The 22,679-nt window shown below is 62.8% G+C and carries 18 protein-coding genes and 2 pseudogenes; 3 read left to right on the plus strand and 17 right to left on the minus strand.

Going from position 1 to position 22,679, the window contains the following annotated elements; genetic code table 11:
* Window positions 1–25: 25 nt before the first annotated feature.
* From J3O30_RS01945 to J3O30_RS02000, 12 genes and pseudogenes are all read right to left on the minus strand, one after another.
* Window positions 26–1,174 carry a hemolysin family protein gene (locus J3O30_RS01945; protein WP_207582641.1) on the minus strand — a complete coding sequence of 383 codons (1,149 nt, stop codon included), beginning with the start codon at window positions 1,172–1,174 and terminating at the stop codon, window positions 26–28.
* Complete coding sequence (ybeY, locus tag J3O30_RS01950; protein WP_207582642.1) at window positions 1,171–1,686, minus strand: rRNA maturation RNase YbeY; 516 nt, start codon at window positions 1,684–1,686, stop codon at window positions 1,171–1,173. The genes J3O30_RS01945 and ybeY overlap by 4 nt, the downstream gene beginning before the upstream one ends.
* Window positions 1,686–2,740: pseudogene (locus tag J3O30_RS01955) on the minus strand (PhoH family protein). Before J3O30_RS01955 ends, ybeY begins: the two are co-directional and overlap by 1 nt.
* 18 nt (window positions 2,741–2,758) lie before the next feature.
* Window positions 2,759–4,168 carry a tRNA (N6-isopentenyl adenosine(37)-C2)-methylthiotransferase MiaB gene (gene miaB, locus J3O30_RS01960; RefSeq protein ID WP_207582643.1) on the minus strand — a complete coding sequence of 470 codons (1,410 nt, stop codon included), beginning with the start codon at window positions 4,166–4,168 and terminating at the stop codon, window positions 2,759–2,761.
* A gap of 49 nt (window positions 4,169–4,217) precedes the next feature.
* Window positions 4,218–5,015, minus strand: coding sequence for a 1-acyl-sn-glycerol-3-phosphate acyltransferase (locus tag J3O30_RS01965; protein WP_207582644.1), 798 nt, complete (start codon window positions 5,013–5,015; stop codon window positions 4,218–4,220).
* A 27-nt stretch (window positions 5,016–5,042) separates the two neighbouring features.
* Window positions 5,043–5,471: a Fur family transcriptional regulator gene (locus J3O30_RS01970; protein ID WP_007633774.1), complete on the minus strand. Its 429-nt coding sequence runs from the start codon at window positions 5,469–5,471 to the stop codon at window positions 5,043–5,045.
* An 81-nt stretch (window positions 5,472–5,552) separates the two neighbouring features.
* Window positions 5,553–6,047, minus strand: a complete 495-nt coding sequence (locus tag J3O30_RS01975) for an N-acetyltransferase (RefSeq protein ID WP_207582645.1) — start codon at window positions 6,045–6,047, stop codon at window positions 5,553–5,555.
* A gap of 2 nt (window positions 6,048–6,049) precedes the next feature.
* Window positions 6,050–6,712, minus strand: coding sequence for a tRNA (adenosine(37)-N6)-threonylcarbamoyltransferase complex dimerization subunit type 1 TsaB (gene tsaB, locus J3O30_RS01980; protein ID WP_207582646.1), 663 nt, complete (start codon window positions 6,710–6,712; stop codon window positions 6,050–6,052).
* 87 nt (window positions 6,713–6,799) lie between these two features.
* Window positions 6,800–7,366 (minus strand): NifU family protein, encoded by a 567-nt coding sequence (locus J3O30_RS01985; RefSeq protein WP_207582647.1) that lies wholly within the window; start codon window positions 7,364–7,366, stop codon window positions 6,800–6,802.
* Window positions 7,367–7,472: 106 nt separating this feature from the next.
* Window positions 7,473–7,964, minus strand: a complete 492-nt coding sequence (locus J3O30_RS01990; RefSeq protein ID WP_164006283.1) for a universal stress protein — start codon at window positions 7,962–7,964, stop codon at window positions 7,473–7,475.
* A gap of 132 nt (window positions 7,965–8,096) precedes the next feature.
* Window positions 8,097–9,161 (minus strand): tryptophan--tRNA ligase, encoded by a 1,065-nt coding sequence (trpS, locus tag J3O30_RS01995; RefSeq protein WP_207582648.1) that lies wholly within the window; start codon window positions 9,159–9,161, stop codon window positions 8,097–8,099.
* A 122-nt stretch (window positions 9,162–9,283) separates the two neighbouring features.
* On the minus strand, window positions 9,284–9,694 hold the full coding sequence (locus J3O30_RS02000) for a VOC family protein (RefSeq protein WP_207582649.1): 411 nt from the start codon (window positions 9,692–9,694) through the stop codon (window positions 9,284–9,286).
* Window positions 9,695–9,882: 188 nt separating this feature from the next.
* On the opposite strand from J3O30_RS02000, the gene J3O30_RS02005 reads away from it, so the two are divergent.
* Window positions 9,883–10,311 (plus strand): D-Ala-D-Ala carboxypeptidase family metallohydrolase, encoded by a 429-nt coding sequence (locus J3O30_RS02005; protein ID WP_207582650.1) that lies wholly within the window; start codon window positions 9,883–9,885, stop codon window positions 10,309–10,311.
* A gap of 222 nt (window positions 10,312–10,533) precedes the next feature.
* Here the strand turns inward: J3O30_RS02005 and J3O30_RS02010 are convergent, their stop codons facing one another.
* From J3O30_RS02010 to mutS, 5 genes are all read right to left on the minus strand, one after another.
* Window positions 10,534–11,469 (minus strand): IS110 family transposase, encoded by a 936-nt coding sequence (locus J3O30_RS02010; protein ID WP_207584240.1) that lies wholly within the window; start codon window positions 11,467–11,469, stop codon window positions 10,534–10,536.
* Window positions 11,470–11,704: 235 nt separating this feature from the next.
* Entirely contained in the window at window positions 11,705–13,291 is a 1,587-nt protein-coding gene (gene murJ, locus J3O30_RS02015; protein ID WP_207582651.1) for a murein biosynthesis integral membrane protein MurJ, read from the minus strand.
* A 24-nt stretch (window positions 13,292–13,315) separates the two neighbouring features.
* Window positions 13,316–16,222, minus strand: coding sequence for a [protein-PII] uridylyltransferase (locus tag J3O30_RS02020; RefSeq protein ID WP_207582652.1), 2,907 nt, complete (start codon window positions 16,220–16,222; stop codon window positions 13,316–13,318).
* 325 nt (window positions 16,223–16,547) lie between these two features.
* Window positions 16,548–16,823: a hypothetical protein gene (locus J3O30_RS02025; RefSeq protein WP_207582653.1), complete on the minus strand. Its 276-nt coding sequence runs from the start codon at window positions 16,821–16,823 to the stop codon at window positions 16,548–16,550.
* Window positions 16,824–16,837: 14 nt separating this feature from the next.
* Window positions 16,838–19,564: a DNA mismatch repair protein MutS gene (gene mutS / locus J3O30_RS02030; RefSeq protein WP_207582654.1), complete on the minus strand. Its 2,727-nt coding sequence runs from the start codon at window positions 19,562–19,564 to the stop codon at window positions 16,838–16,840.
* A gap of 113 nt (window positions 19,565–19,677) precedes the next feature.
* Between mutS and J3O30_RS02035 the strand changes: the two genes are divergently transcribed.
* Window positions 19,678–21,963, plus strand: a complete 2,286-nt coding sequence (locus tag J3O30_RS02035) for an NADP-dependent malic enzyme (protein WP_207582655.1) — start codon at window positions 19,678–19,680, stop codon at window positions 21,961–21,963.
* A gap of 210 nt (window positions 21,964–22,173) precedes the next feature.
* Window positions 22,174–22,651, plus strand: a pseudogene (locus tag J3O30_RS02040) (L,D-transpeptidase family protein).
* Window positions 22,652–22,679: the final 28 nt, after the last annotated feature.

The following is a 22,679-nucleotide window of genomic DNA, read 5'->3' on the forward strand; positions in this document are numbered from 1 at the left end:
GCAATCAAACTGAATGCTACGCGCTTTAGTTGGCGGTCGATTCCGCCGACCGGTCGTCGCCGACGTCGGAGCCGGGCGCGATGTCGCCATCGACTTTGGCGCGGCGGCGGATCGCGTGGCGCTTGCGGGTGATGCGCAGCCGCTTGATGCGGCGCGGATCGGCGTCGAGGATGTGGAATTCGAAGCCGGGCAGCGCCTGGACGACCTCGCCGCGCACCGGGATGCGGCCGAGCGCGGAGAAGATCAGGCCGCCCAGCGTATCGACCTCGTCGACCTGCTCGCTGATGTCGAAATCCGGCCCGATCGCTGCGGCGATCTCTTCCAGTTCGACGCGGGCGTCGGCGATGAAGACGTCTTCGGCGACCCGCTTGAACATCACCTCTTCGTCGTCATGTTCGTCGTCGATGTCGCCGACCACCATTTCGACGATGTCCTCATGCGAGGCGAGCCCGTCGGTGCCGCCATATTCGTCGATGACGAGCGCCATCTGCGTGCGGTTCACCTGCATGCGGCGCAACAGGTCGGATGCCAGCATCGACGGCGGCACGAACAGGATCTTGCGGATGATGCCGGCTTCCGTCAGCGTCTTCTGCAAGTCGACGCGGGCGAGGTCCAAATTGGGCTTGGCCAGACGCGTGGTCTTCTGGATGTTTTCGGGCGCAACCTCGATCGCCGGCAGCGCCGGCAGGCTAGCGGCCGGTTTCGTCGGGCCGCGGCGCTTGTTGCGCGCCTGCTTGGCGACATAAGAGAGCAGGTCGCGGATATGCACCATGCCGCGCGGATCGTCGAGCGTATCGGCATAGACGGGCATGCGCGAGCGGCCGGATTCCTCAAACAGGATCATCAGTTCGCCGATGGTGATGTTCTGATCGACCGCCTCGATATCGGCGCGCGGCACCATCACGTCGGCGACGCGCACCTCACGAAAGCGCAGGATGTTGTGCAGCATTGCCCGTTCGTCGGGCGAAAAGGCATCGTCGCCGTGCGCATCGGTCATCAGCGCGTCGGCAAGATCCTCACGCAGCGAGCCCTGCTGCGGACGGAGGATGCGCGCGGCGCGCGACCAGAAGGATTGGGATCGGCCGGATGGCCGACTACTGCCTGCCTCGTCCGAAGAGGAGGATGGCTCGGAGTCCTTGGCGTCTGCCGCCGGCTTCGTCGTAAAGTCGCTCATGGTTCCATTTTAAGGTCTTGACCCTCGTAGGGATCAGATAGGCCGAGCTGCGCCAAAATGCGAGTCTCCAGCCCCTCCATAATTTCGGCTTCGGCACTATTCATATGGTCGTAGCCGAGAAGATGCAAGAAACCGTGCACCAGAAGGTGGGTCAGGTGGTCGTCGAAACTCTTTTCGAGCTCGCCGGCTTCCCGCTCCACCGTCTCCCGAGCGACGATGATGTCGCCGAGCATCGGACCGGGCATCTTGCCGGGCTGAACCGGAAAGGCCGGAAAGGACAGCACATTGGTCGCCTTGTCCTTGCCGCGCCATTCGGCGTTGATGTCCTGGATCGAGGCGTCGTCGGTGAAAACAAGCGAAACCTCGGGCGGCATCGTCGGGAACGGTTGCTTCTCGCTGTCGCGGAGATAGACCACGGCTGCGCCGAGCACGCGTTCGCAAAACGACAGCAGCGTCTCCTCGCCCGGCCAGCCGATGTCCTCGACGCTGATCTGGATGTCGAGTTCGGCCATCAGTCCTGCCGGCTGACTGCTTCGGTTTCGACGGCATAGGTCGAATCATAGGCCCTGACGATGCGCCCGACCAGCGGATGGCGGACGACGTCGGTATCCTTGAAGCGCACGATCGAGATGCCCTCGACGCCGTTCAGTAGCTGCAGCGCCTCGACGAGACCGGATTTGACGCCGCGCGGCAGGTCGATCTGGCTCGGGTCGCCGGTGATGATCATCCGGGCATTTTCGCCGAGACGCGTCAGGAACATCTTCATCTGCATCGATGTCGTGTTCTGCGCCTCGTCGAGGATGATGGCGGCGTTGGCAAGGGTGCGGCCGCGCATGAAGGCGAGCGGCGCGATTTCGATGACGCCGGCGGTGATCGCCCGATCGACCTTGTCGGCGGGGATCATGTCGTAGAGTGCGTCATAGAGCGGGCGAAGATAGGGGTCGACCTTTTCCTTCATGTCGCCGGGCAGGAAGCCGAGGCGCTCGCCCGCTTCGACGGCAGGGCGCGACAGGATAATTTTTTCGACGGCGCCGCGCTCCAGCAACTGGGCGGCATGGGCGACGGCGAGATAGGTCTTGCCGGTGCCGGCCGGGCCGACGCCGAAGACCATTTCGGCGCGTTCCAGCGCCCTGATATAGGCGTCCTGCGTCGGCGTGCGGGCGATGATCGTCTTCTTGCGGGTGGAAACCTGTGCCATCGTCAACTTGGCCTTGCGCTCCATTGTGGGAAGGCTGAGCTGATCGTCGGCGGCGACCGCCATGCGGATTGCGCCCTCGACGTCGGATCGTTCCACGCTGCCGCCTTTCTGAAGTTTTTCGTAGAGATAGTCGAGCGTGCGCCGCGCCTGGTTGGTGGTCACGACATCGCCGGTGATAACGACCGAATTGCCGCGCGCCCGAGCATCGATGTTGAGTCGTTCCTCGAGTAGCTTGAGGTTCTGGTCGAATTGACCGAAGAGTTCGCTGGCGAAGCGATTGTTCTCGAACGTCAGGACAAAGTGATTGGAGTCGCTTGGCGTGCGGGGGGGTGGCGCGGTGAAGAAGAAACCAATTCTTGTCCGTTCAAGCGGTCAGGCTCCTTGGGTTAAACCGCAGCCTCTGCGCGTTCGGCAAACAGGCTGTTGGTTCCGGTTCCGGTGATTCGCACTTTAATAATGTCACCGATTTGCGATGCTTTTGCATCAACATTCACTGATTGAAGCCAGGGAGAACGGCCGATTAGCTGTTCCGGCATGCGACCGGGCTTTTCGAGCAACAGATCAATCTCTTTGCCGATGCAGGATTCGGCAAATTCCTGCTGCTGCTTCAGGAGAAGCGCTTGCAGGCGTTCCAGCCGTTCTGCCTTGATCTCTTCCGGCACCTGGTCCTTCAGCTCCGCGCCGGGCGTGCCCGGCCGTGTCGAGTATTTGAACGAGAAGGCCTGTGCATAACGGACCTCCTCCACAAGCCGGAGTGTATCCTCAAAATCGGCGTCTGTCTCCCCCGGAAAGCCGGTAATGAAATCGCCCGACAGCGCAATATCGGGCCGCACCGCGCGGATGCGCCCAATCAACGTCAGGTATTCGGCTGCCGTATGGCGCCGGTTCATCGCTTTGAGGATACGGTCGGAGCCTGATTGCACCGGCAGGTGCAGATAGGGCATCAGCGCCCCGAGGTCGCGATGGGCGTTGATCAGCCGGTCGTCCATGTCGCGCGGATGGCTTGTGGTATAACGCAGCCGCGCAAGGCCGGGGATCTCGGCAAGGCGGTAGAGCAAGTCGCCGAGGCTCCATGCCTCGCCCTGCAGCCCGGCGCCGTGCCAGGCATTGACGTTCTGCCCGAGCAGGGTGATTTCGCGCACCCCGCCTTCGACGAGCTTTTCGGCTTCCTCGACGATCTGAGAAACCGGCCGCGACACTTCCGAGCCCCGCGTATAGGGCACGACGCAGAAGGTGCAGAACTTGTCGCAGCCCTCCTGCACCGTCAGGAAGGCGGTGACGCCGCGGGCGCGGATCTTGCGGCTCTCGGGGATCGGCAGATGCTCGAACTTGTCCTCGATCGCATATTCCGTATCGACGACGCGCTGGCCCTCTTTGGCCCGGCGCAGCGCCTCCGGCAGGCGGTGGTAGGTCTGCGGGCCGATGACGACGTCGACGGCAGGCGCCCGGCGCAGGATCTCCTCGCCTTCGGCCTGGGCGACGCAGCCGGCAACGCCGATCATCATCTCCCTTCCGTCCGCTGCCTTCCTCTTTTTCATGTCGCGCAGCCGCCCGAGCGCCGAATAGACCTTCTCGGCCGCCTTTTCGCGGATATGGCAGGTGTTGAGCAGAACCAGGTCCGCCTCTTCCATGTCCTCGGTCGGCTCATAGCCATCGCGGGCGAGCGCATCGCTCATGCGCATAGAATCGTAGACGTTCATCTGGCAGCCATAGGTCTTGATGAAGACCTTGCGGCTGTTGCTGCCGTCGGCGACGATCGGCTTCGGGGCCTGGAGAAGGGCGCTGTCCTGTGTCATGGCGCGCTATTTAGTGGTTTTTGCCGTCCGAGAAAATCGAAATCTTGAGTCAGGAGATTTCCCGCCCGCGCAGGCAGCTGTTCAACAGGTTGCGGATACGCAAGGCGATCGTGCCGCTCACCTCCTTGCGATTGGTGTCGGCGCGGTAATCCACCGCCTCGCCGAAGCAAACCTCGGCGTCGATCGCGCCGCATCGCACGATATCGATCAGATGCGGCAACAGCTCGATATCCCCCGGCCAGGCGGCCAGCGGCCGATGATAGCGGCCCATGGCGATGCCGTGCACCCTGGTGTAGGCAATTGCCACCGGCTGCACCACGACGGTTCCCGTCGGTGAAGCGGGCACCGCCATCGCAGCAGCGCCGAACAGCGAGGATTTGACCTCCAGCAGCCGGTTGCCGTCGGAAGTCGTCCCTTCCGGGAAGAGCACGACGATCTCGCCGTCGGCCATTCGCCCGGCGATCTCGTTGGCCTGGTGGCCGGTCCTGCGCTTCTCCTCGCGCACGACGAAGACGCTCTTCTGCAGCTTGGCGAGCGTGCCGAAGATCGGCCAGTCGGCCACCTCGATCTTGGCAATGAAGGCGACGTCGGCAACCGCCGACATCACCATGATGTCGAGCCAGGACGAGTGGTTGGAACAGAGCATCAGCGGCCGACGCTCCTCCAGCCTGCCGGTGACACGGATGCGGACGCCGAGACAATAGCAGACGATACGGTGCCAGGCGCGCGGAAGCCTGCGGCGCAGCCGCCAGTCAAAACGCAGGGCAAGCAGCTGCAGCGGCATGAGCACGATGCTGACGGCGAGGATGACGACCGCAGCAAGCCCGATGCGCAGCCAGGCGATCAAATGCTGGTCTCCCGGGGGGCCATTGCTTCAGAGATCTTCCTTCTTCAACGGAACGCCGTAGAGCTCGAGCCGGTGGTCGACCAGCCGGAAGCCATGCTCGCGGGCAATGCGTTCCTGCAGCGCCTCGATCTCCGGCGAGCGGAATTCGATGACCGTGCCGGTCTTCAGGTCGATCAGGTGGTCGTGATGCTCTTCCGGCACCGTTTCGTAGCGCGAGCGCCCGTCGCGGAAATCGTGGCGGGCGATAATGCCGGCATCCTCGAACAGCTTCACGGTGCGATAGACGGTCGAAATCGAAATCTTCGCATCGACCTTCACCGAGCGGCGGTAGAGTTCTTCCACGTCGGGATGATCCTCGGAATCTTCGAGGATGCGCGCGATCACGCGGCGCTGCTCGGTCATGCGCATGCCGCGTTCGGTGCAAAGCTCCTCAAGGGTCTTGGCTACATCAGACATGGCCCGCCTGTAAAATATCCGTGTTTCGACAACGCCGCGCGGTGCTTGCGCCGGCCTGCATGTCATCTCGCTGCAAGGCAACTACCGAAGAACGCGCTTCATGACAAGCGCCGTGGAGAGGGCGCCATTGTCCTGCTTGTAGTAACCCTTGCGTTCGCCGACCTTTTCGAAGCCGAGCTTGCGATAGAGGCCAAGGGCCGCGGTATTGCCGTTGTCGACCTCGAGGAACATGCTCTCGCCGCCGCGTGCGCGCGCTTCCCGGATCGCCGCCTGCATCAGCCGCCAGCCGAGCCCGGAACGGGCGACTTTCGCCTGCACGGCGATCGTCAGGATCTCCGCCTCGCCGGCGACATGGCGGGCAAGGATGAAGCCGGGAAGCGGCTTTTTCAGAAAGGCATTGGTCTGGCGCGCGACGAAGCCGAACACGGTGTCCTGCATAAGCAGGCCGTGAAATTCACCATCGCCCCAGGGTCGGGCAAAGCGCTCCCCATGCAGGACGGCGACATCGCGGCAATCCTCGCGCTCCATGGCGATGATTTCGAATTCCGGCTTCAGCGTCAGGTAGGATTCCAGCATGGTCACACTCGTCGGGCGATTGCATACCCGGCCTGCGGCTTGGCGTCGGGTCCGCGCAGATAAAGGGGCTTCGGCTTTCCGGCATCCAGGGAGGCGGCAGCACCGAGGCGCGCCACGACAGAGATCGGGAAACTGTTGCTGTGATCGCCGCCGGCGCCGGCCTTCAGCAGCGGCGTCGCCGAACCGGTGATCTCGCCGTCGAAGTCTCTAGCAAAAGCCTGCGCCTCTGCAACGCTTAACGCCCGTGGCGCGTCGAGAGACGAACCGTCTGATGAAAAGGCCTGGAGGTAGATTTCGCCCCGTTTGGCGTCCATCGCTGCCAGCACGGGGCGATGAGGCGTCTTCTCGCGCTGGGCTGATGCCATGACCTCGAGCGTCGTGACGCCGACGGCCGGCACATTGAGGGAAAGCGCAAAACCCCGGGCTGCGGCAACGCCGACACGGATACCGGTAAACGAGCCGGGGCCGATGGTGACGGCAATCCGGTCGATATGAGAAAGTGCCAGCCCCGCCTGATCGAGTGCGCGATCAACGATATCGATCAGATGTTCAGCATGCCCCTTGCCGATCATGTCCGATGCCTCCCCCAGCATCGTATTCCTGCCGCTGTCGTAAACGGCGGCAGCGCAGTCTACACCTGCCGTGTCGAGCGCCAGAACAATCATGCCATCAATTTCCGAAAAATCTATTGTCGCTTGAACATAAATCCGTCTGGCCGAACGAGAGATGAACGGCCGGACGGATCCAAGCTTTTAAGCGGCAATCACTTCCTGCACTTCCGGGACGAAATGGCGCAGCAGGTTCTGGACGCCGTGCTTCAGCGTTGCCGTTGAAGACGGGCAGCCGGCGCAGGAACCCTTCATGTTCAGATAGACCTTGCCGTCCTTGAAGCCGCGGAAGGTGATGTCGCCGCCGTCTTGGGCAACGGCGGGGCGCACGCGGGTCTCCAGAAGCTCCTTGATGGTCAGCACGATCGATTCATCGCCCTCGTCGAAGAATTCGTCGCCGGCATCGACGTCTTCCGAAAGCATGGAGGCATCGCCCATGACCGGCTTGCCGGACATGAAATGCTCCATGATCGAGCCTAATATAGCCGGCTTAAGATGCTGCCATTCGGCATCATCCTTGGAGACGGAAATAAAATCATAGCCGAAATAGACGCCGGTGACGCCGGGGATTTCGAACAGGCGGGCGGCGAGCGGCGAAGCCTCAGCCTCCTCGGCGCTGCGGAACTCGGCCGTGCCGTTTTCCATCACCACCTTGCCCGGCAGGAACTTCTGCGTGGCGGGGTTCGGCGTGGCTTCGGTCTGAATGAACATCTGGGTCTCCATGCGGCTGGCCCATGGCTTCGCCGTCTTTAGAATTCTTCAAAAGAAGATAAGCCCATTGCCGGTTCCATTCAAGAGATTTTTACTCAAGAAATTGTCAGCAGAGGGCGTCGATTTCCTCGTTGGTCAGCGTATCCGGCAACACGGTTACCGGGATCGGAAACGCCGCCGCGCGGCCGGCAACCGACGAAACCAGCGGTCCCGGACCTTCCTTCGCCGAACCGGCAGCCAGAACCAGGATCGCCACATCGCGGTCTTCCTCGATCACGGCGTTGATCTGTTCGGCCGCACTGCCCTCACGGATGACGACCTCAGGCTCGATGCCGATCGTCTCGCGCACGATCTGGGCGATCTTGGCAACGACCGCTTCGGCCTCTTCACGGGCTTCCGCCCGCATGATCGCCTCGACGCCGAGCCATTGCTGAAAATCCCCGTCGGGGATGACATAGAGCAGCACCAGCCCGCCATTGGAATTCTTCGCGCGCCGGCCGGCATAATGAACGGCGCGCTGGCATTCGGGTGTACCGTCGATCACCGCCATGAATTTGCGGCGATGACCTTCGAGCCGTGAGAGTCGCTTCGATACCATGGCGCGGACTCTGACACCCGAAGCGGAAAATTTGCAAGCCCAGTTTTTCCTCTTCTCCCCCCGGCAGAATGTTCCCTTCTCCCCAGACGAAGGTCCCCTTCGCCCCTGGGTGGGGAGAAGAACAGATCACCCTCAGTAGAGGAAGCCGATGACGTCGCGGACCTGGCTCATCGTCACCTCGGCGCGGGCCCTGGCGCGTTCGCCGCCCTTGCGCAGGATCGCGTCGATATGGCTGGTGTCGTCCATCAGCCGGCGCATCTCGCCGGTGATCGGCGCCATCACATGGATGGCGAGATCGACCAGTGCCGGCTTGAATACGGAGAACTGCTGGCCGCCGAATTCGGCAAGCACGTCGGCCTTCGACTTGTCGGCAAGGGCCGCATAGATTGCTACCAGATTGTCGGCTTCCGGGCGGCCCTGCAGCCCGTCGATCTCGCTCGGCAGGCCGTCCGGATCGGTCTTTGCCTTGCGGATCTTCTTCGAGATCGCGTCCTCGTCGTCCATCAGGTTGATGCGGGAGAGGTCGGAAGGGTCGGATTTCGACATTTTCTTGGTGCCGTCACGCAGCGACATGACGCGCGGCGCCGGCCCGCCGATCAGCGGTTCGACCATCGGGAAATAGGCATGCACCGGCTCGTTGCCGACGGTGATGTCGACCCCATAACCGGTCCTGCTGATATGCTCGGCATAATCGAGGTTGAACTTCATCGCGATGTCGCGGGCAAGCTCCAGATGCTGCTTTTGATCCTCACCGACAGGCACATGGGTGGCGCGATAGACGAGAATGTCGGCGGCCATCAGGCTAGGATAGGCGTAGAGACCGAGCGAAGCCTGTTCGCGATCCTTGCCGGCCTTGTCCTTGAATTGCGTCATGCGGTTCATCCAGCCGATGCGGGCGACGCAATTGAAGATCCAGGCAAGTTCGGCATGCTGCGGCACGGCCGACTGGTTGAAGACGATATGCTTTTCCGGATCGATGCCGGCGGCGATGAAGGCGGCGGCGATCGAGCGCGTCTGGCTCGGCATGTCCTCATGCACGAGCTGGGCGGTGAGCGCATGCATGTCGACGACGCAGTAGATGCAGTCATTGCCGTCCTGCAGCGCCACGAACCGCCGGATGGCGCCGAGATAATTGCCGAGATGCAGATTGCCGGTCGGCTGCACGCCGGAGAATACGAGTTTCTTGAATTCGCTCATGTCGTCCTCAATAGGCTGGTGGAGGGCCCACAGCTTTTAGATGGCTGCATTTGCAACAGGGCTTTCGCCCGTGTTGCTAACGCCGCGGCTTATGCACGGGCAACCGGCCGCAATCAAGGGGTTCAGCCTGCGGCATGCTGGATCAGATCGAAGCTGTTGCCGTAGGGATCGGCAAACACCGCAACCGTGCCGTAGACCTCATGTCGCGGCTCTTCCAGAAAGCGCACGCCGGCCGCAAGCAGTGCGGCATGGTCGCGGGCAAAATCGTCGGTCTTCAGAAAGAAGCCGACACGGCCGCCGGTCTGATTGCCGATCGCCGCGCGCTGCGTCGCATCTGCCGCCTGCGCCAGCAGAAACGCGGCTCCATCTCCAACCATGGCCCCACCCTTCGGCTTCACCACCACCCAGCGCTTCCCCTCCAGCTGCGTCTCGTCCTGCAGGCAGTCGAAACCGAGGCAATCGCAATAGAAAGCCTTGGCGCGGTCGTAGTCGTCGACGACGAGGGTGACGAGGAAAAGCGACTGGATCGTCATGTTATATCTCCCGATTGAGACGTTTATTCCAATTTGGATCGGCGATATCCACGGTTTTAAGCCAAAATGATCAAGCTGATTACTCATAATTGAGTATAAAATTTCACAGAAAAGCTTTTATTGAAATGAAAATCCTCTACCGCGCAGTAGCGGCCCAATGGTCGCCGCGTCAACCGCCCGGAGGGACCATGCAGAACGCCAGTTTGCTCGCCATGGCAGGCCTTTTCGCCCTACAATCAGCAACCAACGCCGTCGGTCAAGACAGCAAACGACCGGTCCTCCATCTTCCCAGCCAGGATGCACGCCTCGCCTATACGGTCCAGACCGTCAGTGTTCGTGCCGGTTGTTTTCCCGAGCGTCTTCGGGCGGTCCTGTCGCATATCGCCGCAAAAACCGGGCGCCGGCCAATGATCACCTCCGGCCTCCGGCCGCATCCCAGCCGCCATGGATCCCTGCACGGAAAATGCCTGGCGGCCGATATCAGAATGCCGGGCCTCTCGGAGCGCATCATCATCGCGGCCGCCAGAAGTGCGCCTGGCATTGGCGGCATCGGCACCTATTGCAACGGTATCGTTCATGTCGACGTCGGACCGCAGCGGCGATGGGTCGATTGTTAAGGCAGGTGCTGCTCGGCCTTGTGCAATGGTTGTCCGGGTTTTGCCCTCAAGATTGCGCCTCACCCTAACCCCACCAGGGCCGAGCCAACGGTCTCGACCCGTCCTTCGGACCCCCGTAAAAAACGGGGAGAGGGGACGTGCCCTGCGAAATGCTGGTGAGGAACAGAGGGGTTGCCGCTATCCCCTTCGCCCCGCAAGCGGGGAGAGCGACTGTCTTATTTGTCAAGCGTTTTGCCATGGTCGTCCGTCCCTGATGATGGCATTGAGGATGGTGAGCAGCTTGCGCATAGTTGCGACGGTTGCGACGATCTTGGGCTTGCCGGCCGCGACCAGACGGTCGCGGAAGGCCTTGAGGTCGGGGTTGTACCGACTGGCGACGAGGGCGGCCATGAACAGCACAGCCCGCACCTTGCCGCGGCCGCCGCCGATGAAACTCTTGCCCTTCCACTTTCCCGATTGCCGCGTCCAGGGGGCAAGACCTGCCAGTGAGGCGATCTGGCGGCGGTCGAGGCTGCCGAGTTCGGGCAGCTCGGCCAGCAGCGTACGCGCCGTTGTCGGCCCGACACCCGGCACCGCGGTCAACAGCGCCTCGCGCACCTGCCAGACCGGCGATTTGCGGATATGGCTGTCGAGGTCGGCATCGAGGTTTTCGAGTTCGCGGCGCAAGGCTGTCAGCAAGCGCTTGATGCTTCTCTGCGCCTGTTTGGCCAGCGCCATACGCAACCGGTTCTCCTCGGCAACGGTCATCTGGACGATCTGCCGCCTCCGGGCAATGAGTTCGGACAGGGCCTGCGTCTCGGCATCGCGCAACGGCCGGATAGCCGGCTTCGTCGCCAGTACGAAGGCAGCGATGACGGCCGCATCGATCGGATCGGTCTTGGCCCTGCGGCCGAGCGCGTTGGCAAAGGCGCGCACCTGCGCCGGATTGACAACAACCACCCCAAAACCAGCTGCCGACAGGCTACCCGCCGCTAACATCTCGTAGCCGCCGGTCGCCTCCAGGCCGACGATCGTCGGCCTGGAGGCGACCAGCCCGGTGATTAATTCCTCAAGGCCGGCGTGGTCGTTGCTGACCGCGAAGTGCTCGCCTGAAGGGTGCAGCGACACGTCCAATCGGTCCTTGGAAACATCGATACCGACAACCACCCTCTCATTCATCTCCATCTGATCCCATCCTTGCCTAAGCGGGCTTTGCTTTCGCAAGCGGCCCCGGCGACTGTTCGGGTTCAATGGAACGGCGGACGGAGACCCAGGCTCTCCCACGGGCTTGGTGTCCCAAAGGTGCAACGGTCTTCCATCCGCCACCGCAACAGGCAGTACTACGCCAATAGCGGGTAAAGGGAAGTTACAAAGGTGCCGGCAGGCGGATGAGGGGCAGGCACCGGCAATCTCCTTAGCCTTGCGGGTCCTTTGCCGGCGCCGGCTTGCGGTTCAGATTGCGCCGGATCATGCCGAGATTTGCTCCGCCGATCAGGAAGGCGGCGGCGAAATAGACCAGCATGGCAATCGCAATCAGCAGCCCGAGGGTGCCGACCTTGGTCAGAAGCGGCGCGCCGGAGGCAAGCGAGGGCGCAAAGTGCTGCTTGAGGAAGACGATCGCCGCACCCATCACGGCTGCGGCGACGATCAGCAGGACGGTGCGTTTTGCCAGCGCCCATTCCCATGTCAGATGGCCGCGGCGCAGAAGCGTGGTGAACAGCAGCACGGTGCTGATCCAGCCGGCGGTGGCTTCGGCAACGGCGATGCCGGGCGCGCCCATATAGGGAAAGAGGGTCAGCGCCGTGGCGCAGTTGGTGGCCACCGCGATTGCCGAAAAGCGCATCGGCGTCTTGGTGTCCTCGCGCGCATAGAAGCCGGGCTGCAGCGCCTTGATCAGCACGAAGGCCGGCAGGCCGATGCCGTAGATCGCCAGGATCGAGCCGACGACGGCGGTGTTTTCCTGATGGAAGGCGCCGCGCTCGTAGAGCACGCGGATGATCTCGTCGGAGAGGATCCACAGCGCGAAGGCGGCGGGGATCGTCAAAAACAGCACGAATTCGATCGAGCGGTTCTGCAGGTTTCCGGCTTCGCGCAGATTGCCGCCCTTCAGCGCCCGGGCAAGTTCCGGCAGCAGCACCACGCCGACGGCAACGCCGACGACGCCGAGCGGCAGCTGGTAGATCCGGTCGGCATATTGCAGCGCTGCAATCGCGCCCTCGCGAGAGGAGGCGATCGCCTGGCCGATCAGCTGGTTGATCTGGGTGATGCCGCCGGTCACTGCAGCCGGCACCGCCAGGATCAGCAGCCGCTTGACGTTCGGGGTCATCTTCGGGAAGCGGAAGCCGATGCTCATGCCGGCCGCAAGCACGCCGACATAGACGACGGCGAGCTGCAGGACGCCGGCGGCAAGAACGCCAAAGGAGAGATACCAGGCCGTCGTCAGCGGATCGGCACCGGTATGGAGCGCATAAAACAGCGCCCCGATCATCACCACGTTGAGGAAGACCGGCGCGATGGCCGCGGCGAAGAAATGGTGCAGCGAATTCAGCATGCCGCTCATCATCGCCGTCAGCGACATGCACATCAGATAGGGAAACATCACCGCCGCCATGCGGATGGTGATCGAGAATTTGTCGGGATCGTCGGCAAAGCCCGGTGCAATGACGAAGCGCACCAGGAGCGGCATGGCAAGCTCCATCACGATGGTGATGAGCAGCAGCACCGAAAACAGCACGCCGAAGACTTCTTCCGAAAAGCGCTTGGCGCCATCGGTGCCGTTCGCCTCGATCTCCTTGGCAAAAAGTGGCACGAAGGCGGCGTTGAAGGCGCCTTCGGCAAACAGCCGGCGAAACAGGTTCGGAAAGCGGAAGGCGGCATAAAAGACGTCGGCCATCGGCCCGGTGCCGAGTGCGGCGGCCATCAGCGTTTCGCGGGCGAAGCCGAAGATGCGGCTGCCGAGGGTGGCGCCGCCGACGGTTGCGAATTTCTTGACGAGGCTCATTCGTGGGGGCTCATGCTTGGTCGCTCATGCGGGGGAATCGGCTTTCTTTTCGGCTGAGGGCAATGTCCGGGCGGTGGCAGCCGGCGCGATGATGCCGGAAGGCATGCGCTCACGCAGCTCGTCTTCCTCCTCGGCCATGACGGCCTTCATTCGGGCGGTGATGTTGGCGCGCTTGCTGTCGCCGGAGATCTTCTGGCCGACCAGATCGGTGACGTAGAAAGTGTCGATCACCTTTTCGCCGAAGGTGGTGATGCGGGCCGACTGGATGTCGAGCGACAGGTCGGAGAGCACGGCGGTGATTTCCGACAGCAGCCCCGGCCGGTCGAGGCATTCGACCTCGATGACCGTGAACTTGTTCGACAGGCTGTTGGTGATGTTGACCGACGGCGGAATGACGAAGGCCTTGTTCTTCTTGCGGTGGCGCGCGCGCGTGGCGATCACCTCGGGCAGCCGCTTGCGGCCGGACAGCACGTCCTCGATCATCCGTCCGATCGTCGCGGCCCGGCGCAGCTCGTCGGCATCGTCGGCAAATTCGCGGCTGACATGGATGGTGTCGAGCGCCCGCCCGTCCGACGTCGTGAAGATCTGCGCGTCGACGATGTTGGCTCCGGCCGCAGCACACGCCCCGGCGATGACGGCGAGCAGGCGCGGATGGTCGGGCGACAGCACGGTGATCTCGGTGATCGCATGGAAACTGTCGGTGCGCACCGTGGTGGCCAGCGCCTGGCCGGATTTGTCGGCCTGGCGGATGAAGTGGGCGTGGCGGATCTGGTCTTCCAGCGGCACGGAGAGCAGATAGGGCTGGTAGTGCAGCTTGGTATAGGTATTGCGGTCCTTCTGGCTCCAGTCGGCGAGTGCCGAATGCAGCGCCTCGGCGGCGGCACCGGCACGCTCCTTGCGGGAGACCTCCGAAAAACCGCCGGCCAGCAGCAGCTCGGTTTCGTAGTAGAGCGTGCGCAGCAACTGGCCCTTCCAACCGTTCCAGACGCCCGGACCGACGGCGCGGATATCGCAGATCGTCAGGATCAACAGCATCTTCAACCGGTCGAGCGACTGTACGCGGTCGGCAAAATCGGTAATCGTCTTGCGATCGGTGAGGTCGCGGGTCTGCGCCACCATCGACATGGTCAGATGTTCCTCGATCAGCCAGACGACGATTTCCGTCTGCTTCTGCGACAGACCGAAGCGGCTGCAGAGCTTGCGGGCGACGCGGGCGCCGGCGATCGAATGATCCTCCTGGCGGCCCTTGGCGATGTCGTGCAGCAGAACGGCGACATAAAGCGCCTCGCGATCCTCGATGCCTGAGAACAGCTTGTTGGCGAGCGGATGCAGATCCTCGGAGCGTCCCTGGTCGATCTCGGAGAGAACGTCGACGGTGCGGATCAGATGTTCGTCCACCGTATAGTGGTGATACATGTTGAACTGCATCATCGCGACGATCTTGCCGAATTCGGGAATGAAGCGGCCGAGCACGCCGGCCTCGTTCATCCGCCGCAGGATGAGCGCCGGATCGCGCTTCGACGTCAGGATCGACATGAACAGGCGGTTCGCCTCGTCGTTTTCCCGCAGATTATTATCGATCAGCGCCAGCGAACGGGTGACACGTTTCAGCGCGTCCGGGTGGAATTCCAGCCCGTTGATGTCGGCGACGTGGAAGAGCCGGAGGATGCTGACCGGATCGCGCTTGAAGACCTCAGCGTCGGCAAGCGCGATGCGGCCGCGGTCCTCGACGAATTCGACGCTGCCGGCGATCTTGCGATTGCGATGGGTGAAGCGGCTAATGACGCCGGTGAGGCCCGGGATCGACTTCGCCTGCTGGTCTTCGAGCGCGGCGCAGAGGATGCGGGTGAGGTCGCCGACATCCTTGGCGACGAGGAAATAGTGCTTCATGAAGCGCTCGACCGCCGAAAGGCCCGGGCGGGTGTGATAGCCGAAGGCTTCGGCGATCTCGCGCTGGATGTCGAACGACAGACGCTCCTCGGCCTTGCCGGTCAGGAAGTGCATATGGCAGCGCACCGCCCAGAGAAAATCGTCGGCTTTCTCAAGCAGACGGTATTCGTGCTTCGACAGCACGCCGAGCTTGACCAGCTCCGCCTGGTCGCGCACGTGATAATAATATTTCGAGATCCAGAACAGCGTGTGCAGGTCGCGAAGCCCGCCCTTGCCTTCCTTGACGTTCGGTTCGACGAGATAGCGCGTATCACCCGCCTTGCGGTGGCGCTCGTCGCGCTCGGCAAGCTTGGCAGCGATGAATTCCGGGCCGGTACCAGTGACGATTTCCTTGTCGAAGCGGGTCTCGAGTTCGGTTTCCAGCCGTTGCAGGCCGCAGATGTAGCGCATCTCCAGGATGGCGGTGCGGATCGTCATGTCGGACTTGGAAAGCGCGATGCATTCCTCCACCGTGCGGGTGGCGTGGCCGACCTTGAAGCCCATGTCCCAGAGCACGTAGAGCATGAATTCGACCGCCTTGTGCGTCTCTTCCGCCGGCCTCGGCGGGAAGAGGAAAAGCAGGTCGATATCGGAGCCGGGCGCCAGCGTGTCGCGACCGTAGCCGCCGACGGCGGTGACCGCGAACTTGTCCTTCTGCTGTGGAAAGATATGGGCGGTGGCGAAATTGTAGAGGACAGTGATGATCTGATCCTGCAGCCAGGAAATCCGGTAGGCGCAATTCAGCCCGCCGCCATCGGCCATCAGTGCGGCCCGCGCCTTCTGCCGGCCTTCGGTGCTTGCCTTTTTCAATACGGCGAGAAGATCGGCGCGCAGCACGTCGGGTCGGTTGCGGTTGGCCTCGCCAACGGCGTCGCACTGCTTCTGCAAGAATTCGACGTCAAGGATATGAGAAAAATCAAGCTCGCGCATCGCTTTCGCCGGGGTGGTTTCCTGTTCATGCCGGACGGCCTGATCCTGGCTCGCCTCGTGTTTCGTCTGCATGCGCTATAATCCCTTTATCAGGCGATTGACACGCGCCCTCATACTGCAAGAACCTTTAAATTTGGCGAAATGGTGTTGGTAAGCCGCGCGACAGCCTGACACCACGTTGGGTCAGGAGATTGCCGAAACCAGCCCCTCATCCGCCTGCCGGCAGCTTCTCCCCGTAAACGGGGCGAAGGGAGATAGCCGCGCCCTCTCCGTTTCTCGCCTGTCTCTCGCAGGGCACGTCCACTCGCCCCGTTTACGGGGAGAGGGTTAGGGTGAGGGGCAGTCACAGGCGCAAGCTGAACAGCAGTGGCGCAACAGCTGGCGTTTCCCCGAACGCTCAAAGGGCGGCCCGCGCATTCAGCAAATGCAGCACCTGCCGTGTCTCTCTCATGATCTCCTCAAGCGACTGCCGGTCGCATTCGCGATAACCTGCCTTGGCGATCGACGTTCCGAGCTCCGAGATCATAGCGCAACAGCGGGTAATTTTCAGCATGCCGATCGGCGACGTCCAGCCGCGCGCATTGCGATCGGCATCGGCGCGCCGCATCGTATCGAGCATCGAGCAGATGAGCGAGAGGCGCTCCGTTTCGCGAATCAGCTTTTCCATGAACATCGCGTACCGCTGCCCTATTTCAGTTTCTTCTTGAGGTCGTAAAGTGCATCCATTGCCTCGCGCGGCGTCATGTCGTCAAGGCTCATCGCCTTCAGCGCCTCCTCGACCTTGGACGGTCCGCGAGCCGTGTCTTCGCGGCGCACCGCCACCTGGAAGAGCGGCAGGTCGTCGATCAGCTGGCTCGCGGGGTTCTTGCGGTCGGCATCCTCCAGACGGGTCAGCACATCGCGGGCTCGTGTCACGACTGAAGCCGGAAGCCCGGCAAGGCGGGCGACCTGGATGCCGTAGGAGCGGTCTGCCGCACCCGGACCGACCTCATGCAGGAAAATGACGTCGCCGTCCCATTCCTTGACCCGCATCGTGGCGTTCGACAGCCGGCCGAGCTTTTCCGAAAGCACGGTCAGCTCATGGAAATGCGTGGCGAAGAGGCCGCGGCAGCGGTTGGCTTCATGCAGGTGCTCGACGGAGGCCCAGGCGATCGACAGGCCGTCGAAGGTGGCGGTGCCGCGGCCGATCTCGTCGAGGATGACCAGCGAACGGTCGCTCGCCTGGTTGAGGATCGCAGCTGTTTCGACCATCTCGACCATGAAGGTGGAGCGCCCGCGGGCTAGGTCGTCGGAGGCGCCGACGCGCGAGAAAAGCCGGTCGACGATGCCGATATGGGCTGATGTTGCCGGTACGAAGCAGCCCATCTGCGCCAGGATGGCGATCAGCGCGTTCTGCCGCAGGAAGGTCGACTTGCCGCCCATGTTCGGCCCGGTCAACAGCCAGATCGCGCCGTCCCTGTCGCCGGTCTTCGGCGAGAGATCGCAATTGTTGGCGACAAACGGCCCGCCCGCCTGCCGCCGCAGCGCCTGCTCGACGACCGGATGGCGCCCGCCTTCGATGGCAAACATCCTTGAGCCGTCGACCTGTGGGCGGCAATAGGCCTGCTCTTCGGCGAGAAGCGCCAGTCCTGCGGCAACATCGATGACGGCAAGCGCCCGGGCGCCGGATTTGATCGCCTCGGCTTCCGCAACCACGGCCGCCGTCATCTTCTCGAAGGCGGCGAACTCGATCGTCAGCGCCCGGTCGGCGGCGTTGGCGATGCGGCTTTCGAGATCGGCAAGTTCGGTGGTGGTGAAGCGCATCGCGCTCGCCATCGTCTGGCGGTGGATGAAGCGGGCCTTGGCTTCAGCCGTCTCCGTCATCGGCGAGGCATTGCCGGCGGTGACCTCGATGAAATAGCCGAGGATGTTGTTGTGCTTGATCTTCAGCGACCGGATGCCGGTCTCCTCGGCATATTGCAATTGCAGGCCGGCGATCACCCGCCGCGACTGGTCGCGCAGTGCCCGCACTTCGTCGAGCTCGGCGCTGGCGCCGTCGCGCAGGAACCCGCCGTCGCGTTTCAACAGCGGCAGTTCGTCGGCGAGTGTCTCGGCCAGCAGGGTTTCGAGCGTTGCGGGTAGGGCTTGCAGCGCGGACAGCGCCTGGCCGAGTTCTTCAGGCAACATCGCGCTGGCGAGCATGGCCGCAACTTCGCTCGCCGCTTGAAGTCCCTGGCGGATCGCCGCGAGATCGCGCGGACCGCCGCGGTCGAGCGCCAGCCGCGACAGCGCCCGCGGCATGTCCGGCACATGTTTCAGCGTGTCGCGCAGATTGCCGCAGAGCAGAGGCTCGTCGATCAGGAAGCCGATCGAGTCGAGTCGAGCATTGATGCGGACGGGGTCGGTCAGCGGCGACATCAATCGCTCGGCAAGAAGCCGCGCCCCGCCGCCGGTGACGGTGCGGTCGATCGCTTTCAGGAGCGAGCCGTTGCGGTCGCCAGACAGCGTCCGGGCAAGTTCCAGATTGGCGCGGGTGGCGGGGTCGATGAACAGCGTCGAAGCCGCACTTTCCCGCTCCGGCTTTCCAAGCGGCGGCCGCTCGGCGATCTGCGTCTTCTCGACATAAGCGACGGCGGCCGCCGCTGCCGCCACCTCGGCGCGCGAGAAGGTGCCGAAGCCGTCGAGCGTCGCGACGCCGAAATAACGCGCGATCCGGCTTTCGGCGCTGGCGCTGTCGAAGAGCACGGAAGGCTGGGGCACCGCGGTGCGGCCGAGCACATCGAAGACCGGCTTCAGTTCCGGATCGTGGAAGATCGTGTCGGGCAGGATGAGCTCGCGCGGATCGATGCGCAGGATATCGGCAAGCAGCCGCGAGGCTTCGGTCTCGGCCAGTCGGAAGACGCCTGTGGAAATATCGATCCAGGCTAGCGCCAGCAAGGGTTCTGCCCCGCTGCGAATGCGGGTCAGCGCCATCAGATAGTTGGATTCCGAGGGCGAAAGCAGCTTTTCCTCGGTGATCGTGCCTGGCGTGACCAAGCGGACGACATCGCGCTTGACGACGGATTTGCCGCCGCGTTTTTTCGCTTCGGCCGGATCCTCGATCTGCTCGCAGACGGCGACGCGGAAACCGAGTGAAATCAGCTTCTGCAGATAATCGTCGGCCGCATGCACCGGAACGCCGCACATCGGGATGTCCTGGCCCATGTGCTGGCCTCGCTTCGTCAGCGTGATGCCGAGCGAGCGTGAGGCTTCCAGCGCATCTTCGAAGAACAGCTCGTAGAAATCACCCATGCGATAAAAGAGCAGCGAACCCGGATTGTTCGCCTTGATCTCGATATATTGCTCCATCATCGGCGTCGCCGAGGCACGGCTTTCCGCCGTGGCAAGCTCGGCAGCCGAAAAGGCCTCATTCCCTGTGTCGATGCGTGCGTTCACGGAGGTGCGGTTTTTCCCAAAAAAACAGGTGCCAACCCTATCCGCGCGCCGCTATAGATGACAACAGCATTTGAGGAAGAGCAAAGCGTCGCCCACAAGACGTTGGAGGATTTATGCCCGATATCGATAAGAAGGACCGGCCGGCGACATCAGTTACCGACCAGGAGGCGCTTGAATTTCACGCCATGGGCCGCCCAGGGAAACTGGAAGTCGTCCCGACCAAGCCGATGGCGACGCAGCGCGACCTCTCGCTTGCCTATTCGCCGGGTGTTGCCGTGCCGGTCAAGGCGATCGCCGCCGACCCGCAGACGGCTTATGATTACACGGCGCGCGGCAACATGGTCGCGGTCATTTCCAATGGCACGGCGATCCTCGGTCTCGGCAATCTCGGTGCGCTGGCCTCCAAGCCCGTCATGGAAGGCAAGGCAGTGCTGTTCAAGCGCTTCGCCGACGTCGATTCCATCGACCTCGAGATCGATACGGAAAATGTCGACGAGTTCATCAATTGCGTGCGTTTCCTCGGCCCCTCCTTCGGCGGCATCAACCTCGAGGATATCAAGGCGCCGGACTGCTTCGTCATCGAAAGCCGGCTGCGCGAGCTGATGGATATTCCCGTCTTCCATGACGACCAGCACGGAACGGCAATCATCGCCGCCGCTGGCCTGATCAACGCGCTGGAGCTGACCGGCCGCGACCTGAAGACGACGAAGCTCGTCTGCAATGGTGCCGGTGCTGCGGCGATCGCCTGTATCGAGCTCATCAAGGCGATGGGCTTTGCGCCTGAGAACATCATCCTCTGCGACACCAAGGGCGTCATCTACCAGGGTCGCACCGAAGGCATGAACCAGTGGAAATCGGCGCATGCGGCAAAGACCGACACGCGCACGCTTGAGGAGGCGATGGAGGGCGCCGACGTCGTTTTCGGCCTGTCGCAGAAGGGCGCCTTCTCGGCCGAGATGATCCGCTCGATGGCCGAGCGGCCGATCATCTTCGCCATGGCCAATCCCGATCCCGAGATCACCCCGGAAGAGGTGGCCCGCATCCGCGACGACGCCATCATGGCGACCGGCCGTTCGGATTATCCGAACCAGGTCAACAACGTCCTCGGTTTTCCCTATATCTTCCGCGGCGCTCTCGATGTCCGTGCCTCCACAATCAACGACGCGATGAAGATCGCCGCCGTCAAGGCGCTGGCAAATCTTGCCCGCGAGGATGTGCCCGATGACGTGGTGGCCGCCTATCAGGGCAACCGGCCGCGTTTCGGATCGCAATACATCATCCCCGTCCCCTTCGATCCGCGGCTGATCTCGGCAATCCCGGTCGCGGTCGCTGAAGCGGCGATCGAAAGCGGCGTCGCCCGCAAGGTCATCACCGATATGGCCGGTTACGCCCGCGAGCTTTCGGCGCGCCGCGATCCGATCGCCTCGACCTTGGCACGGCTCTACGAGCGTGTGCGCCGGCACCCGAAGCGGATCGTCTTTGCCGAGGCCGAGGAGGAACAGGTCCTGCGAGCCGCGATGTCCTATGCCAACCAGCAGCTCGGCACCGCTATCCTGCTCGGCCGCGAGGATCTGATCCGGGCAACGGCGGAACGCGCCGGCATCGATCTCAACCGGCCGGGCCTCGAGATCGTCAATGCCCGTATTTCGACCCGGGTCGAGGCCTATATCGACTATCTCTATGCCAGGCTGCAGCGGCAGGGTTACCTCTACCGCGACGCCCAGCGGCTGATCCACAACGACCGCAACCATTTCGCCGCCACCATGGTAGCGCTCGGCGACGCCGACGGCATGGTGACCGGCATCACCCGCAACTATTCGACGGCGCTCGAAGATGTGCGCCGCTGCATCGACAAGAAGCCCGGCCACCGCATCATCGGCGTATCGCTGGCGCTTTGCCGCGGCCGCACGGTCTTCGTGGCCGATACCGCCGTACACGACATGCCGACAGCCGAGGAGCTTGCCGATATCGCCGAAGAGGCTGCGGGTCTGGCGCGGCGCATGGGCTATCCGCCGCGTGTCGCCCTGCTGGCCTATTCCACCTTCGGCCATCCCTCCGGCGAACGCTCGGAGCGGGTGCGCGAGGCGGTGAAAATCCTCGACAAGCGTCGCGTCGATTTCGAATATGACGGCGAGATGGCCGCCGACGTCGCTCTGAACCGCAAGGTGATGGAGCAATATCCGTTCTGCCGCCTGTCCGGTCCTGCCAACGTGCTGGTCATGCCGGCTTTCCACTCGGCCTCGATCTCGACCAAGATGCTGCAGGAGCTCGGCGGCTCCACGGTAATCGGCCCGATCCTCGTCGGCGTCGACAAGCCGGTGCAGATCACCTCGATGGGCGCCAAGGACAGCGACATCGTCAACATGGCGGCGATCGCCGCTTATGGCGCGGGTTCGTAACTTTCTCCCGCATAGGGACGGAATTCAGTGCTTGGCCGACAGCGCGTCGGGCAGGTACTTGCGCGGCTATAGAATGGAGGCGAGAGCGGCATCTTCTGCATGGCGCGGATAAGATAAAGCCCCTTCCGCCCGCTTAAAGGCGAGGATCATGTTGAGAACAAACTTGTCGTTTCAGCCGTCGTAGTCGCCAGCCTCTTCGCTTACACGAAATTGATGGCCAAGGTCGGCTCGGGCTCGCGGCCTCCAGATGCGCCGTTGGAGCAGCGGGCTGACCTCGTTCGCGTTTATAAATCCGAACGTCGCATGGTTCTTCTTAGAGGCGATGCGCCCATCTCGATAAACCGGCTTTCTCTGGGGTCGGCTACCGAATGAGGGCCCCAAGCAACGAGAAGGTGACGAGAAAACACCGGAAGGGCGTTACGAAATCGACTGGCGAAATCCAGACTCCATGGCGCATCTCAGTCTGCACATTTCCTATCCAAACCCGGATGATCGGCACAACGCCGAAGCCGGTGGCTTTCCGCCTGGCGGCAATATCGTGATCCGCGGGCTTCCCAATGGTTGGGGCCTGCTCGGATATAATCGACTGTGGGATTGGACCGACGGGTGTATTGCCGTCACCAACGCGGAGATGCGCGATATTTGGGCGCGTGTCCCCAACCAGACACCGATAGAGATCGTGCCCTGAAGCATTGCAGGTGCATGCCGCCCGAAAG

The sequence above is a fragment of the Rhizobium sp. NZLR1 genome, from assembly GCF_017357385.1.
Lineage (GTDB): Bacteria > Pseudomonadota > Alphaproteobacteria > Rhizobiales > Rhizobiaceae > Rhizobium.

Excerpts from the sequence above, each read along its gene's own strand:
- J3O30_RS02000 (WP_207582649.1), bottom strand. The coding sequence starts at position 9,694 with ATGACGATCCAGTCGCTTTTCCTCGTCACCCTCGTCGTCGACGACTAC.
- J3O30_RS01975 (WP_207582645.1), bottom strand. The coding sequence starts at position 6,047 with ATGCTGGAATCCTACCTGACGCTGAAGCCGGAATTCGAAATCATCGCC.
- J3O30_RS01985 (WP_207582647.1), bottom strand. The coding sequence starts at position 7,366 with ATGTTCATTCAGACCGAAGCCACGCCGAACCCCGCCACGCAGAAGTTC.
- J3O30_RS02025 (WP_207582653.1), bottom strand. The coding sequence starts at position 16,823 with ATGTTCATGGAAAAGCTGATTCGCGAAACGGAGCGCCTCTCGCTCATC.
- J3O30_RS02035 (WP_207582655.1), top strand. The coding sequence starts at position 19,678 with ATGCCCGATATCGATAAGAAGGACCGGCCGGCGACATCAGTTACCGAC.
- J3O30_RS01970 (WP_007633774.1), bottom strand. The coding sequence starts at position 5,471 with ATGTCTGATGTAGCCAAGACCCTTGAGGAGCTTTGCACCGAACGCGGC.
- J3O30_RS02020 (WP_207582652.1), bottom strand. The coding sequence starts at position 16,222 with ATGCAGACGAAACACGAGGCGAGCCAGGATCAGGCCGTCCGGCATGAA.
- ybeY (WP_207582642.1), bottom strand. The coding sequence starts at position 1,686 with ATGGCCGAACTCGACATCCAGATCAGCGTCGAGGACATCGGCTGGCCG.
- miaB (WP_207582643.1), bottom strand. The coding sequence starts at position 4,168 with ATGACACAGGACAGCGCCCTTCTCCAGGCCCCGAAGCCGATCGTCGCC.
- J3O30_RS01945 (WP_207582641.1), bottom strand. The coding sequence starts at position 1,174 with ATGAGCGACTTTACGACGAAGCCGGCGGCAGACGCCAAGGACTCCGAG.
- J3O30_RS02010 (WP_207584240.1), bottom strand. The coding sequence starts at position 11,469 with ATGAATGAGAGGGTGGTTGTCGGTATCGATGTTTCCAAGGACCGATTG.
- murJ (WP_207582651.1), bottom strand. The coding sequence starts at position 13,291 with ATGAGCCTCGTCAAGAAATTCGCAACCGTCGGCGGCGCCACCCTCGGC.
- trpS (WP_207582648.1), bottom strand. The coding sequence starts at position 9,161 with ATGAGCGAATTCAAGAAACTCGTATTCTCCGGCGTGCAGCCGACCGGC.
- J3O30_RS02005 (WP_207582650.1), top strand. The coding sequence starts at position 9,883 with ATGCAGAACGCCAGTTTGCTCGCCATGGCAGGCCTTTTCGCCCTACAA.
- J3O30_RS01990 (WP_164006283.1), bottom strand. The coding sequence starts at position 7,964 with ATGGTATCGAAGCGACTCTCACGGCTCGAAGGTCATCGCCGCAAATTC.
- tsaB (WP_207582646.1), bottom strand. The coding sequence starts at position 6,712 with ATGATTGTTCTGGCGCTCGACACGGCAGGTGTAGACTGCGCTGCCGCC.